The organism is Phreatobacter sp. (genome assembly GCF_051860605.1).
GTDB lineage: Bacteria > Pseudomonadota > Alphaproteobacteria > Rhizobiales > Phreatobacteraceae > Phreatobacter.
Window position 1 is genome coordinate 223,425 of sequence record NZ_JBHYDR010000005.1, and the last position, 13,807, is coordinate 237,231.

Sequence of the window (13,807 nt, forward strand, 5' to 3'; positions counted from 1 at the left end):
CCCGGCGCCCGTCAGGCCGCGCGGTTTACCCGGTCCGGCGTTCCCCTGTAGCTCAGGGCCTCGGCGAGGTGAATGCGGCCGACCTGGGCCGCGCCATCGAGATCGGCGATGGTGCGGGCAACCTTGAGCACCCGGTGATAGCCGCGGGCACTGAGGCGCATGGCCTCGGCAGCCTGGCCGAGGAGGGCCCGCCCCGCCGCATCCGGTTCCGCCACCAGATCGAGCGCCGACGGCGGCGCCCTGGCATTCAGACGCGCGTCGAGGCCGAGCGCTGCATAGCGATCCCGCTGCATGGCGCGCGCGCGCGCGACACGCTCGGCGACTTCGGCGCTGCCCTCGCGCGGGGCGGGCAGCATCAGGTCGGCGGCCGAGACCGACGGCACTTCGATGACGAGGTCCATGCGGTCGATCAGCGGGCCGGACAGCCTTGCCTGGTAGTCGGCCATGCAGCGCTCGTTGGGCATGCGCCTGCAGGCAAATCCCGGTTCGGTGGCATGGCCGCAGCGGCACGGGTTCATCGCCGCGACCAGCTGGAAGCGGGCCGGGAAGCTGACGCGCTGGTTGGCGCGCGCGATTACCGCCTCGCCGGATTCCAGCGGCTGGCGCAGGCCGTCCAGAACCTGCGGCTGGAACTCGGGCAGTTCGTCCAGGAACAGCACGCCATGATGGGCGAGCGAGACCTCGCCGGGACGGACCCGCAGGCCGCCGCCGACCAGGGCTGCCATGGAGGCCGAGTGGTGGGGATTGCGAAACGGCCGGCGGGTGGTGAGCTGTCCGCCTTCCAGTTCGCCGGCCACCGAATGGATCATCGAGACTTCCAGCAGTTCGGCCGGAGCGAGCGGCGGCAGGATGGAGGGCATCCGGCTTGCCAGCATGGACTTGCCCGCGCCGGGAGGCCCGTTCATCAGCAGGGCGTGGCCGCCGGCCGCCGCGATTTCAAGCGCGCGCCGGGCGCTCTCCTGGCCGCGGATGTCCTTGAGGTCGGAATCGGTGCCGCCGGCCCGGCGGATACCGGGCACCGGCCGCGAGAGCACCTGCGTGCCGCGGAAGTGGTTGACCAGTTGCAGCAGGCTGTCGGGCGCCAGAACCTCGACATCCTCGCCTGCCCAGGCCGCCTCCGGCCCGCAGGCCGCCGGGCAGATCACACCCTTGCCCATGGCATTGGCCGCCATGGCCGCGGGCAGGACGCCGGCAACCGGCGTGATGCGCCCGTCGAGCGCCAGTTCCCCCAGCACCACGAAGCCGGCCAGTGCATCCGGCGGGATCGCGCCGATCGCCGCCATCAGGCCGAGCGCGATGGGCAGGTCGAAATGCGACCCTTCCTTCGGAAGATCGGCGGGCGCCAGATTGACCGTGATGCGCTTGCCCGGCAGGGCCAGCCCCGAGGCGACAAGGGCGGAGCGCACGCGTTCGCGCGCCTCGCTCACCGCCTTGTCGGGCAGGCCGACAATCGAGAACACCACCTGTCCGGACAGGACGTGGACCTGGACATCCACGGCCTTGGCCTCGATGCCCTCGAAAGCGACGGTTGCAACGCGCTGGACCATGGACCACCCCCGCGTGCAGTCTGCACGTTCCGGAGGTCGGAACAATAAGGGAACATCCGGAGGCGGGCCCCGTCGCCGGTTGGGGGTCAGCCGCGCCGCTTCGCCTCGATCACGTCCCACACACGCCCGGCAATGTCCGGCCCGCCGAGACGCCGGATGGCCCGGATGCCGGTCGGGGCGGTGACATTGATCTCGGTGAGGTTGCCACCGATCACGTCGATGCCGGCCAGGATGATGCCGCGCTCCTTCAGCGTCGGTCCGATGGTCTCGCAGATCTCGCGCTCGCGCGCCGAAATCTCGGTGGTCTCGGCCGCGCCGCCGCGCACCATGTTGGAGCGCAGGTCGTCGGGTGCCGGCACGCGGTTGACCGCGCCTGCAAACTCGCCGTCCACGAGCAGGATGCGCTTGTCGCCGTCGCGCACCGCCGGCAGATATTGCTGGATGACCCAGGGCTCGCGGGTCAGCGCTGCGAATGTGTCGAGGAACGAGCCGAAATTCTCGTCATCCTTGCGGATGCGGAACACGCCGGCGCCGCCATGGCCGTAGAGCGGCTTCATGACGATGTCGCCCTTGTCCTTCCGGAAGGCGCGGATTGCGGCGAAGTCGCGGGTCACCAGGGTTGCGGGCATCAGCTGCGGGAAGGTGGTGACGAGGATCTTCTCCGGCGCATTGCGCACCTGGAAAGGATCGTTGACCACCAGGGTCCGCGGATGGATGCGCTCGAGGAAGTGGGTGGCGGTGATGTAGTGCAGGTCGAAGGGCGGGTCCTGCCGCATCAGCACCACGTCGAAGCCTTCCAGTCGTTCGCGCCGGCCTTCGCCAAGGGTGAAATGGTCACCGGCGACGTCGCGAACCGCCAGCGGGTAGACCAGGGCGGTCACGACGCCGTCCTCCAGGGCCATGCTGTCGGGGTGATAGAAGTGCAGGTCGTGGCTGCGCGCCTGCGCCTCCAGCATCAGGGCAAAGCCCGAATCGCCGACGATCTTGATGGAATCCATCGGGTCCGTCTGGACCGCGACCTTGAGGCGCATGGGGCATTCCTTTCAACTGTCGGCGTCGAACGCGCCCTCTATATGGCGCGGCCAGCCGCCGCGCGATACCAGCACGAGGTCGTAGCGCCTGTCGCCTGCCGCATGGCGGGGATGCCGGGCGCACCAGAACTCCGCCGCACGCGCGATCCGCAGGCGTTGGGCGCGTGTCAGGGCAAGGTCGGCATCGGCGCTTGCCGCCCGCGCCTTCACCTCGACGAAGACGAGCGTCGCCCCCCGCCGGGCGATCAGGTCGATCTCGGCGCCCGGTGCCCGCCAGCGCCGCGCCAGGATGCGATAGCCTTTCAGCAGGAGCAGCGCAGCCGCCGCCAGTTCCGCCAGCCGGCCACGTCCCCAGGCGGCCGAGCGCTTCGGGTCGGCCTCGCGCCGTGCCGCCTGCCGCCGGGCCATCTCAGTCCTCGCGGCGGGCGAGGACAAGCGCCCGCTGGTAGAGATCGCGGCGCGCGAGGCCCGTCGCCTCGGCGACGGCCGCCGCAGCATCCTTCACCGAAGCCGTTTCCAGCGCGTGAATGAGCCGGGCATCGATATCCGCCTCGTCGGGCGGGGCGGCGGGTTGGGGCGGGCCGATGACCAGCACGATCTCGCCCTTCGGGGCTCCGGCCTCGGCGTAGTGACCGGCCAGCGCATCAAGCCGGCCTCGGCGGACCTCCTCGTGCGCCTTGGTCAGTTCCCGGCAGACCGCGGCCTCGCGCGGGCCGAGCACCGCGGCGAGGTCGGCGAGCGATGCGGCAAGACGGGGACCCGTCTCGAAGACGACGAGCGACCCCGGCACGGCGGCCAGCACGGCGGCGCGCTGGCGGCGGCCGGCGCTCCTGGGCGGCAGGAACCCGTCGAAGAAGAAGGCGTCGGTCGGCAGGCCGGCGGCCACCAGGGCGGCGAGCAGGGCCGAGGGGCCGGGGACCGGGATCACGGCGTGACCGGCCTCGCGTGCCGCCTCGACCAGCTTGAAGCCGGGATCGGACACCAGCGGCGTGCCGGCATCGGAGACCAGCGCCACCGCCTCTCCGGCGGCGAGCCGGGCGAGCAGCTTCGGACGCATCTCGGCGGCATTGTGCTCGTGATAGGGCACCAGCTTTGCCGACAGGGCGAAATGGTCGACCAGCCGCCGCGTCATCCGCGTGTCCTCGCAGGCGACGACATCCGCCGCCGCCAGCGTTTCGATGGCGCGGATGGTGATGTCGCGCAGGTTTCCGATCGGCGTGGCGACGACGTGCAGGCCCGGCTCCGGCTGCCGGGCCGTGAAGGTCGTCCCCCCCAGCGCATAGCGCCGGGAGGGTGCGGCCGGGCTCTCGCCTGCGGCCGGCGTGGCCAGGATGGACCGGGGGTCCGGGCGGTGGGGCATGGGCTGACTTCGGATGACCTGAGACAGACTAGGCGGTAGCACCAAGTAGCGTCCACCGGCGGCTGGGACCATGATATCCACAGCGTCCGTGTTGCGATTCGGCCACAAATTCCGGTTCTGCTGGTTTGACCTTGGCACACCGACGCGGCTATTCGGGTCCGGGGCGGGGCGTTCTGGGCAGTGGAGGTCTTCCGAGATGACGAGAACGGCAGACGGACGGCACGGCGTGGACCTCAGAACCGGCGGGCCGCTTCTGTCCGTACGGACCTTTCTTCTCGGCGGTGCCGGGCTTGCGCTCGCGGGCTGCTCGGGAACCACCCTGCCCGGTGCCGGATCGCCGCTGCCCTCGCCCGTGGGCGCGCAGGCGACGGCTGCTCCCGGTTCGACCATCGGAACCGGTTCGGTCAAGATCGCCATGCTGCTGCCCCTGTCGGCAGGCGGCGCGGCCGGCAACACCGCCACCCAGTTGCGCAACGCCGCCGAAATGGCGGTCGCCGAGTTCCAGGGCCCCGACATCACCATCCTGGTCAAGGATGACGGCGGCAGCGCCGCCGGTGCCCAGGCCGCCGCGCAGGCGGCCCTGCAGGAGGGCGCCGAGATGTTCCTCGGCCCGCTGCTCGCCGATGCCGTGCGTGGTGCCGCCGCTGTCGCCCGGCCCGCCGGTCGGCCGATCATCGCCTATTCGACCGACACCAGCGTCGCTGCCCGCGGCGTCTATCTGATGAGCTTCACGCCGCAGAACACGGTGGACCGGATCGTCCAGCACGCGGCGCAGACCGGCAAGCGCTCCTATGCCGCCTTCGTGCCGGAATCGGCCTTCGGCCAGGTGGTGCAGGGGGCCTTCCAGGAGGCTGTCAGCCGCTCGGGTGGCCGGGTCGTCGCCATCGAGAAGTTCCCGCTCGACCCCAACGGCGTGACGGCCGCGGCCTCGCGCATGTCGGGCATTTCCGGCCAGATCGACGCCATTTTCGTGCCGGACCCCTATGACGGTGCCGCTATCCGTGCCCTTTCGAGCGCGGGCATCGATACCCGCCGCGTGCAGGTGCTCGGCGTCGGCCCCTGGGTCGGAAACCGGGCCGCCGCGCAGGCGGCGCCGACCGCGCTCTATTCGGCGCCGGACGAGGCCGGTTTCCAGAGCTATGCCGGCCGCTATCGCGCCCGCTTCGGCTCGGACCCGGCACGCATCACCTCGCTGGCCTACGACTCGGTCTCGCTGATCGCCGCGCTCGTCCGCACCCAGGGTTCGCAGCGCTTCTCCGAGGCCGTGCTGACCAATTCGTCCGGCTTCAACGGTGTCGACGGGCTGTTCCGCTTCCGCGCCGATGGCTCGCCGCAGCGCGGCCTGGCCGTGATCCAGGCCGGCGGCCGGGTGGTCAGCCCGGCGCCGCGCACCTTCGCGGGCTCGTGACCGTCAGGGGAGCGTCAGCCTGACGGCAACCCCAAGCGCCGCCATGATGGCGACCAGCGGCACGACGGTCAGTTTCGCCCGGAAGGCGAGCAGGAAGGCGATGGCTGCAAGCCCTGCGGCCTTCCAGTCCAGGGCTATGACGTCGACCGTCGGCAGCCTCACGGGGCCGAACGCGGCTGCGCCGACCCGTCCGAAGAAGACGTGCAGCGCGAACCAGACCGCCAGATAGAGAATCACGCCGACCACCGCCGCCGTGATGCCCTGCAGGGCGGCGGCCAGGCGCCGGTTGTGGCGCAGGTTCTCGACATAGGGCGCACCCGCGAAGATCCACAGGAATGACGGGGCAAAGGTGACCCAGGTGGTCATGGCCGCGCCGAGAATGGCGGCGGTCATCGGCGCGAAGGGCTCGGGCAGGCGCCAGGCGGCCAGGAAGCCGACGAACTGGGTGACAAGGATGGTCGGCCCCGGCTTGGTCTCGGCAAGCCCGAGGCCGTCGGCCATTTCCGCCGCCGTGACCCAGGCTTTCTGCTCGACCGCCGCCTGGGCGAGCCAGACGAGCAGCGCATAGGCGCCGCCGAAGGTCACGACGGCCAGCTGCGAGAAGAACAGGCCGATCTGGGTGAGGATATGCGTGGGGCCAAGCAGCAAGGCGGCCGCCAGCACGGGAGCCCACCAGATGGCGCCCCATATCGCTGCCGCCGTGAGGCTTTCGCGCAGGCGCCCCGGCCGGGGCGGCGGGGGCGGCTCGTCGTCGGGCCTTGCGGGCAGGAGCAGGACGCCGGCCAGCGCCGCGGCGATCACGACCAGCGGATAGGGCACGGCGAAGGCGAAGATGGCGAGGAAGGAGCCGGCGATGATCGCGTAGATCACCGGCGAATGGCCGACGCGCCGGGCGATCTTGACCACGGCATTGGCGACGATGACCAGCACCGCCGCCTTGATGCCGAAGAAGATGCCCTCGACCACCGGCACACCGGCGGCGAGGACATAGAGCATCGAAAGCCCGAGCACGATGAGCGCGCCCGGCAGCACGAAGAGCAGGCCGGCGGCCAGGCCTCCCCGCACCCCGTGCAGGAGCCAGCCGATATAGGTGGCAAGCTGCTGCGCCTCCGGGCCCGGCAGCAGGGTGCAGTAGTTGAGCGCGTGCAGGAAGCGCTTCTCGTCCAGCCACTTCTTCTCCTCCACCGCGATGGTGTGGAGCATGGCGATCTGGCCGGCGGCGCCGCCGAACGACAGGAAGCCGACCTTGAACCAGACGGCCAGCGCCTCCGAGAACGGCACCTGTCCTGTGGCATCGGCGGGGCGGTCGATGGCGGTCATGCGCGGTGGGTCCAGCTGTGGGTTTCCGCGCGGGCGCGGATGATCCAGGTGTAGAGCCCATCCAGCACGACGGATCCATGACGTACCATAGCCCGGTCGTCGTCGCCCGACAGGGCCGACAGGCCGAGCGAGGCGGCGAGGTAGCCCGCAGCCTGAGGGCTCAATGCCAGATCGTCGGTATCGGCCGCGCGCACGATGGTGGCAAGGGCCGTCAGCGGCGCGAAGCCGTCAAGGCCGACAGCCTGGAGAAGCGTATCGAACGAGCAGCGCGGCCCGTCGTGCTCGATCGGTGCGCCGGGCGTATCGAAGGCGATGCCGCCGACATCGGCCGCGACCTCCAGCACCTGCGGTGGATCGACGAACAGAAACACCGCGTCGGGGTCGAGGAAACGGCGGATCAGCCAGGGGCAGGCGACGCGGTCGATCTTCGGACGCCTGCGCGTCACCCAGATACGGCCGGGGCCGCCAAAGGCATGGGCGGCGGCGCGCGGCAGCACTGGATGGCCGGCGGCGGCCCAGGCGTTGGAGCCCCCCTCAAGCACCATGGCCGGGATCCCTCCCGCGCGCAGCGCCGCAACCGCGCGCTGGCTGCGATTGAGCGCGGCCTTGCAGGCGACGACCACGGGGCGGGCAGGATCGAGGCCGGCGGCCCAGCCGGCCGGGTCGGGGCTGTCGACCCAGCGGGAGGCCGGCAGGTCCGGCTGGGTTGCGCGGATGTCGGCGGCGCGCACGTCGATGACCTGGGGCCAGTGCGGCGTGCCGAGATGCGCGGCAAGCTGATCGGGAGTGATAGAAAAGGGGCGTTCTGACAAGCGAGCCTCCACCGCATGGCGGTCGGAGACGGTGCTTGGGTCCCGGCGAGGCCGAAGTCCTGACGGGGCGACCGTCATCGGCCCCGTAGCTCCGTCTATGTCACCGCCTCCGGCCGCAGGCAAGCCCGCACGGCTCCCATGCGGGGGCAGGGACCTGCCGGGCGGCCAAATCGGCTAGAGAGGACCGAAGAGCACGGGAGACAAGGCCTTGGATGCCCCCGCCGCGCGGCCGGCCGCCGCGACGACCGACGCCGCGCAGGCAGCTGCCCGCAACCGCCTCAAGGGCATCGGCCTGATGTGCGCGGCGCTGGCCTGCTTTGCCTGTCTCGATGCGCTCGCCAAGTGGCTCGGTTCGCACATGGACCCGATCCAGGTCGTGTGGACCCGCTACACGACCGCGCTGATCATGGTGCTCATCATCTTCAATCCCTGGCAGAACCGCGGTGTGCTGGTCACCCGCCGGCCATGGATCCAGGCCATCCGCTCGGCGCTGCTGTTCGGCTCCACCGCGCTCAATTTCTTCGCTCTCCAGCATCTGCAACTCGACCAGACCGTCTCGATCATGTTCGCCACGCCATTCCTGGTGGCGATCCTGTCGGGCCCTTTCCTGGGCGAATGGATCGGCCCGCGCCGCTGGGCGGCGGTGATCGTCGGCTTCATCGGCGTGCTTGTCGTCACGCGGCCGTGGGGCGGGGCCATCCACTGGGCCATGCTGCTGTCGATGGTCGGCGCCTGCTGCTATGCCGTCTACAACCTGCTGACGCGGCTGCTGGCCGGGCAGGACTCGGCCGCCACCACCTCCATCTATTCGGTCGCCTTCGGGGCCATCGTCGCGACCGCGCTGGTGCCCATGGTCTGGGTGACGCCGGACAGCGTCTGGGTGGTTGCCGGGATGATCGCCATCGGCGCACTCGGCGCTTTCGGCCACTGGTTGCTGATCATCGCGCATGGCTATGCGCCGGCCGGCATCCTGGCCCCGTTCATCTATTCCCAGATCGTCTGGATGGTGACGCTCGGCTGGCTGGTCTTCGCCCAGGTGCCGGCCGCCAACACGCTCGCCGGCGCTGGCATCGTCATCGCCTCCGGACTTTATCTGCTCTATCGCGAGCGGGTGGTCGGTCGCGCCGCCTGACAGTTTGACGGGCAATTTGTCACATACGTATAATTCCTGAGGGGTCGGTGGAAACCCTTCGGGCAGCATGACAGCCCGCTGACTGTTGACGAACACCGGATGACCTGAAGAAGGGCGTCAGACGTGTCCATCCCGACCGGCCCTTCGCTCGAAATCTTCATCGTCGACGATGATGCGCCGGTCCGTGAGGCGCTGGCCCTGCTGTTCGAGATGCAGGGCTTCGGTGTCGTGGCGCTGTCCGATGGTCCGGGCTTGCTCCAGGCCGTTCAGCATCGCCTGCCGGACGTGATCCTGCTCGACGTGCGCCTGCCGGGGCCGGGAGGCTTCGAGGTGCTGCGCCAGCTTGCCGCCCGCCGCTTCGAAGGCCCGGTCGTCATGATGTCCGCCCATGCCGACATCCCCATGGCGGTGGCCGCCATCAAGGCCGGCGCCATCGATCTCATCGCCAAACCTTTCGATTCCGACAAGGTGGTGCTCCAGGTTCGTCAGGCGGTGGCCTCCCATGGGCGCCAGCGGGCGGCAAGCTCCGACCCGGTGGCCGCCCTCGGCCCGGAAGGGGCAAGCCTGCTGACGCCGCGCGAGCGCGACGTGCTGCAGGAGCTGGTGCGCGGGGCCTCCAACAAGGAGGCGGGGCGCAGCCTCGGCATTTCGCCGCGCACGATCGAGGTCCACCGGGCCCGCATTATGGAGAAGCTCGGCGCACGCAATGCCGCCGATCTGGTCCGGGTCATCTATGACGAGCGTCGGCCGCAGGGGCGGTGAGCCGACCTCATCCCGAGGTCGGGGTTGATCGGGGCTTATGGAGCCCCGTAAGCTTCGCAGTGTATGGCGAACGACCCGGTTCATGAGGGGCCGTTCGTGGGTGCTTTGCCTGCATTCCCGCGACGAACGAGGCCGTCCATGTCCGAGGAACCCGTCATCTATGCGCGCCTGCACGGCGACGTGCTGGAGGTTGTCACCGATCGCCTGACCTTGAGGACGGCGTCGGGGGCTCTCGTCCCGATCGAGGACCATGTGCGTTCGATTTTCAGCCATGTGCCCGAAGTCCGCATCATGACGCTGGAGGAAGCCCCCTGGGTGCTGTCGCGCCACGTCATCGCGCCACCGCTCCAGCGCGCGGCCTGAACCAGACGCCCCGCCTCGCAGCCGTTCCGCCCCGGCCCTGCCCGGGCGCATCCGGTCATCGGATGTTCATGCGCGCGGTGGCATGGGCCTTGCCTCGATCGTCGGTGGTCGGACACCTGTCCGCCGGCCGCCCGCCGCCACCTGAAGAGAGCCCGCCGACGCATGTTTCCCAAACCCGTCGCCAGTCTGAAGCCCAATACCGCGGCCTATGAGTCGCTGCCGATGGTGAAGCCGACCGGCTTCCGCGAATACGACGCCCGCTGGTTCTTCGGCGAGGAGTTGAACCTGATGGGCGTGCAGGCCGTCGGCATGGGCCTCGGCACGCTGATCGGCCGCATGGGGGTGAAGCGCGAGATCGTCGTCGGGCATGATTTCCGCGGCTACTCGGCCTCCATCAAGATGGCGCTCGTCACCGGACTGATGGCGGCCGGCTGCAAGGTGCGCGACATCGGCCTTGCCATGTCGCCCATGGCCTATTTCGCCCAGTTCGAGCTGGACGTGGCCTGCGTGGCCATGGTCACGGCCAGCCACAACGACAATGGCTGGACCGGCGTGAAGATGGGCGCGCAGCGACCCGTCACTTTCGGCCCCGACGAGATGGGGGCGCTGAAAAAGATCGTGCTCGAGGCCGATTTCGACCTGATCGGCGGCGGCTCCTACCTGTTCGTCGAGAATTTCGCCGCCCGCTACATCCGCGATCTCACCGAACGTCCGAAGGTGACGCGCAAGCTGAGGGTCGTGGCGGCCTGCGGCAACGGCACGGCAGGCGCGTTCGCCCCGCAGATCCTCGAGAAGCTGGGTGTCGAGGTCATCCCGCTCGATGCCGAGCTCGACCATTCCTTCCCCCGCTACAATCCCAATCCCGAGGACATGAAGATGCTTCATGCCATGGCGGATGCGGTGAAGGAGCACGGCGCCGATGTCGGCCTCGGCTTCGATGGCGACGGCGACCGCTGCGGCGTGGTCGACAACCATGGCGAGGAGATCTTCGCCGACAAGATCGGCGTCATGCTGGCGCGTGACCTGGCGCGCGTCCACGGACCCTCTCAGTTCGTGGTCGACGTGAAGTCCACGGGCCTGTTCGAAACCGACCCGGAACTGAAGCGGCTGGGTGCGAAAACCGACTACTGGAAGACCGGCCATTCCTACATCAAGCGCCGGGTGCGCGACCTGAATGCGCTCGCCGGCTTCGAGAAATCCGGACACTTCTTCTTCAACGCGCCGGTCGGCCGCGGCTATGACGACGGCGTCGTCACCGCGATCGCCGTGCTCGACATGCTCGACCGCAATCCCGACCGCTCCATGGCGGAGCTCTACGCCGAGGTGCCGAAGACCTGGGGCTCGCCCACCATGTCGCCGAAATGTGCCGACGAGGTGAAATACGAGGTGGTGGAGCGTGTCGTGAAGCGCTTCGAGGCGATCCAGGCGACGGGCGAGGAGGTGGCGGGCCAGCCGATCGCCTCCCTTGTCACCGTCAATGGCGTGCGGATCACCGCGCCCGATGGCACGTGGGGGCTGGTGCGGGCCTCCTCCAACAAGCCGGAACTGGTCGTGGTGGTCGAGAGCCCGGTCTCGGAAGCCCGGATGCACGAGATGTTCAGGGGCGTGGACGCCGTCCTGCGCGAGAATCCGGAAGTCGGCGCCTACAACCAGACGATCTGATCCGCCCGTCCTCACAGTAAAACGTGAAAGGCGCAGCTGCTTCCAGCTGCGCCAGTCCTGTGTTCCGCGCTTATTGAGCGGGCTCGGTCACCTGGGCCACGCAGACCCGAACTTGCGGTTCAAGGATCGTGGGATCAAAACCGATCCGTACGATTTCGGCGAACGAAAGCGTTGAAACATGCCGGGTCATGCAACCGCAGAAGGCCATTGCGACGGACACTTGCGTGCCGCCCGCCTGAAGACTTTCCGTACATTCCCTCTGCATTTCGGTATAAAACGAGCGCGTGAACTCGCTGTAGAAGGTGGCCGGAGCAGGGTCGGCGACCTGGGGGATGGAGGGGGTCGTCGATGCGGACGCCGGGGGCGTTGCATCTGATGCTTGAGCCGGTGCGGTCACTTGAGCCCGGCAGACCCGAATCTGGGGTTCAAGGATCGTGGGATCAGCGGCGATCTGTTCGAGTTCGGCGGACGGAAGCGTTGCGGCATGTTGGGTCAGGCAGCCGCAGAAGGCGACTGCGATCGAAGCTGGCGCGCCCCGCGCCTGAGCGACTTTCACGCATTCCGTCTGCATTTCGGTCAGAAACGCGCGCCTGAGCTCGCTGTGGTCGATGGCCGGAGCAGGGTCGGCGACCTGGGGGATGGAGGGGGTCGTCGATGCGGACGCCGGGGGCCTTGCATCCGCCATGGCTGCAACAGGTCCGAACAGGCCGCCGAGGGCGACAAATCCAGCCAGAATGATCGCTCCGGCGGTGCACTTTGCAACAGTCTTCTCGGTGATCATCGTCAGCTCCCATGGCTGTGGTTTCGATGGGATGACGCTAGCGATCCGCTGCCGGACCGGGCATTGCGGCGCGTTGCAGCCTCTTGTGTCCAATTCCCCGGACTTGGACGAGCGCGTCTTCACCACTCGTTAACCATGCCGTGCAAGCCTTCCGGCGAACCGGACCTTGGGGGGCCTGCCGTGGGTGAACTTGCCGCTGCGACCGAAGGCGCCACGCGCCCGAACGGACTGAAGGAGCTCGAGCTCCTGAGGACCATCACCTCCGGCTTCGCCTCATTCGGGTCGGCGGTGCGCGAGAGCGGGCTCAGCGATGTCCAGAAGTCGCGGGTGCTGGCCGGCCTTGCCGAGGCCTCGCGCTCCATGATGGACGCGACCAACGCCTATCTGTTCGAGCTGAACGCCGCCCGCCGCTCCGAGAAGCCTGCGCAGGAGGTGGCTGCGGCTGTTCCGGTCGCGGCTCTGGTTTCTGCCCCAGCAGCCACTGCGACAACCGCAGCCGGCTGACAAACCGGCCCATTGCGCCTATCTGCTCATCGTCATTGATCCGTCGCGGGACCGTCATTGCGCTGTCTGCCGATTGCGCGACGACGGTCACATCGCTGCCCGTCCGATTCGCGACGGGGGTGTGTGGGAGGGGCAGATGGCCGAAGGCGCAGCACAGAGCGTTGACCGGGCCGCGCGTGCAAGCGCCCAGCCTTTCGCCTGGCATTTCAATCCGGCCGTCTGGGCCGACCAGGGCCGCCGGATCATCCCGATGATGCGGGCCTATGGCGGTCTCAGCCTGCGCCAGCAGGACGTTTCGCTGCCGCGCACGCTCGGCCGCATCGGCTCGCTCGAGGTCAGGCTGGCCGCCAATGCCGCGGAGGTGCGGCGGGCGCAGAAGCTGCGCTGGCGCGTGTTCTACGAGGAGATGCGGGCCATTGCCGATGCCCCCTCCAAGCTCGCCCGCCGGGACATCGATCCGTTCGACGCGATCTGCGACCATCTGGTGGTCATCGACCATGCGGTGATGGAGAAGCCGGCCTTCGGCATGCCGCGCCCGGCCATCGTCGGCACCTACCGCCTGCTCCGCCAGGAGGTGGCCGACCGTCACGGCGGCTTCTACACGACGGGCGAGTTTGCCATCGAGGGCCTGCTGTCGCGCCATCGCGGGCTGCGCTTCCTGGAGCTCGGACGGTCCTGCGTCCTGCCGGCCTATCGCAACAAGCGCACGGTCGAACTGCTCTGGCACGGGATCTGGACCTATGTGCTCAGCCACCGGATCGACGTGATGTTCGGCTGCGCCAGCCTTGAGGGCACCGACCCGAAGACCCTGTCGCTGGAACTGTCCTTCCTGCACCACAATGCCCGCGCGCCGGCGGAATGGTCGGCCGGACCGGTGCCCGCCCGGCATGTCGAAATGGGTCGGCTGTCGCGCGACGCCATCGACATGAAGAAGGCGCTGCATGCCCTGCCGCCGCTCATCAAGGGCTACCTGCGGCTTGGCGCCCATGTCGGTGACGGGGCGGTGGTCGACCACCAGTTCGGCACCACGGACGTCCTGATCGTGCTGCCGGTCTCTTCAATCAACCCGCGCTATATCGGCCATTTCGGCGCCTCGGCCGAGCGCCACGCGGCCTGACGCCGGCC

At 69.1% G+C, this 13,807-nt stretch carries 14 protein-coding genes; 7 read left to right on the forward strand and 7 right to left on the reverse strand.

What is annotated here, in order from left to right:
- Nucleotides 1-11: 11 nt before the first annotated feature.
- The 4 genes from ACTIFS_RS10945 to rsmI all read right to left on the reverse strand — a co-directional run bounded on the left by ACTIFS_RS10945 (nt 12) and on the right by rsmI (nt 3,938).
- Nucleotides 12-1,547, reverse strand: a complete 1,536-nt coding sequence (locus tag ACTIFS_RS10945) for a YifB family Mg chelatase-like AAA ATPase (protein WP_439574121.1) — start codon at nt 1,545-1,547, stop codon at nt 12-14.
- Nucleotides 1,548-1,633: 86 nt separating this feature from the next.
- A complete protein-coding gene (gene gshB, locus ACTIFS_RS10950) occupies nt 1,634-2,578 on the reverse strand; it encodes a glutathione synthase (protein ID WP_439574122.1) in 945 nt (314 codons plus the stop codon).
- Between the two features lie 12 nt (nt 2,579-2,590).
- Nucleotides 2,591-2,986, reverse strand: a complete 396-nt coding sequence (locus ACTIFS_RS10955) for a YraN family protein (RefSeq protein WP_439574123.1) — start codon at nt 2,984-2,986, stop codon at nt 2,591-2,593.
- Between the two features lies 1 nt (nt 2,987).
- A complete protein-coding gene (gene rsmI, locus ACTIFS_RS10960; protein WP_439574124.1) occupies nt 2,988-3,938 on the reverse strand; it encodes a 16S rRNA (cytidine(1402)-2'-O)-methyltransferase in 951 nt (316 codons plus the stop codon).
- Between the two features lie 226 nt (nt 3,939-4,164).
- On the opposite strand from rsmI, the gene ACTIFS_RS10965 reads away from it, so the two are divergent.
- Nucleotides 4,165-5,346, forward strand: coding sequence for a penicillin-binding protein activator (locus ACTIFS_RS10965; RefSeq protein ID WP_439574125.1), 1,182 nt, complete (start codon nt 4,165-4,167; stop codon nt 5,344-5,346).
- A 3-nt stretch (nt 5,347-5,349) separates the two neighbouring features.
- On the opposite strand, the gene chrA is transcribed toward ACTIFS_RS10965, so the two are convergent.
- Together chrA and ACTIFS_RS10975 are read right to left on the reverse strand one after the other, a co-directional pair.
- The gene (gene chrA, locus ACTIFS_RS10970) at nt 5,350-6,666 is read right to left on the reverse strand and encodes a chromate efflux transporter (protein WP_439574126.1); all 1,317 of its coding nucleotides are present in this window, start codon (nt 6,664-6,666) and stop codon (nt 5,350-5,352) included.
- Nucleotides 6,663-7,478: a chromate resistance protein ChrB domain-containing protein gene (locus tag ACTIFS_RS10975; RefSeq protein ID WP_439574127.1), complete on the reverse strand. Its 816-nt coding sequence runs from the start codon at nt 7,476-7,478 to the stop codon at nt 6,663-6,665. Before ACTIFS_RS10975 ends, chrA begins: the two co-directional genes overlap by 4 nt.
- Before the next feature lie 208 nt (nt 7,479-7,686).
- On the opposite strand from ACTIFS_RS10975, the gene ACTIFS_RS10980 reads away from it, so the two are divergent.
- From ACTIFS_RS10980 to ACTIFS_RS10995, 4 genes are all read left to right on the forward strand, one after another.
- A complete protein-coding gene (locus ACTIFS_RS10980) occupies nt 7,687-8,610 on the forward strand; it encodes a DMT family transporter (protein WP_439574128.1) in 924 nt (307 codons plus the stop codon).
- Nucleotides 8,611-8,733: 123 nt separating this feature from the next.
- Nucleotides 8,734-9,372: a response regulator transcription factor gene (locus ACTIFS_RS10985; RefSeq protein WP_439574129.1), complete on the forward strand. Its 639-nt coding sequence runs from the start codon at nt 8,734-8,736 to the stop codon at nt 9,370-9,372.
- Nucleotides 9,373-9,510: 138 nt separating this feature from the next.
- Nucleotides 9,511-9,735: a hypothetical protein gene (locus ACTIFS_RS10990; RefSeq protein ID WP_439574130.1), complete on the forward strand. Its 225-nt coding sequence runs from the start codon at nt 9,511-9,513 to the stop codon at nt 9,733-9,735.
- A 162-nt stretch (nt 9,736-9,897) separates the two neighbouring features.
- The gene (locus ACTIFS_RS10995) at nt 9,898-11,397 is read left to right on the forward strand and encodes a phosphomannomutase/phosphoglucomutase (RefSeq protein ID WP_439574131.1); all 1,500 of its coding nucleotides are present in this window, start codon (nt 9,898-9,900) and stop codon (nt 11,395-11,397) included.
- 70 nt (nt 11,398-11,467) lie between these two features.
- On the opposite strand, the gene ACTIFS_RS11000 is transcribed toward ACTIFS_RS10995, so the two are convergent.
- Nucleotides 11,468-12,178 (reverse strand): hypothetical protein, encoded by a 711-nt coding sequence (locus ACTIFS_RS11000; RefSeq protein WP_439574132.1) that lies wholly within the window; start codon nt 12,176-12,178, stop codon nt 11,468-11,470.
- 180 nt (nt 12,179-12,358) lie between these two features.
- On the opposite strand from ACTIFS_RS11000, the gene ACTIFS_RS11005 reads away from it, so the two are divergent.
- Both ACTIFS_RS11005 and ACTIFS_RS11010 read left to right on the forward strand, forming a co-directional pair.
- Complete coding sequence (locus tag ACTIFS_RS11005) at nt 12,359-12,682, forward strand: hypothetical protein (protein WP_439574133.1); 324 nt, start codon at nt 12,359-12,361, stop codon at nt 12,680-12,682.
- 136 nt (nt 12,683-12,818) lie between these two features.
- Nucleotides 12,819-13,799 (forward strand): GNAT family N-acetyltransferase, encoded by a 981-nt coding sequence (locus tag ACTIFS_RS11010; protein ID WP_439574134.1) that lies wholly within the window; start codon nt 12,819-12,821, stop codon nt 13,797-13,799.
- Nucleotides 13,800-13,807: the final 8 nt, after the last annotated feature.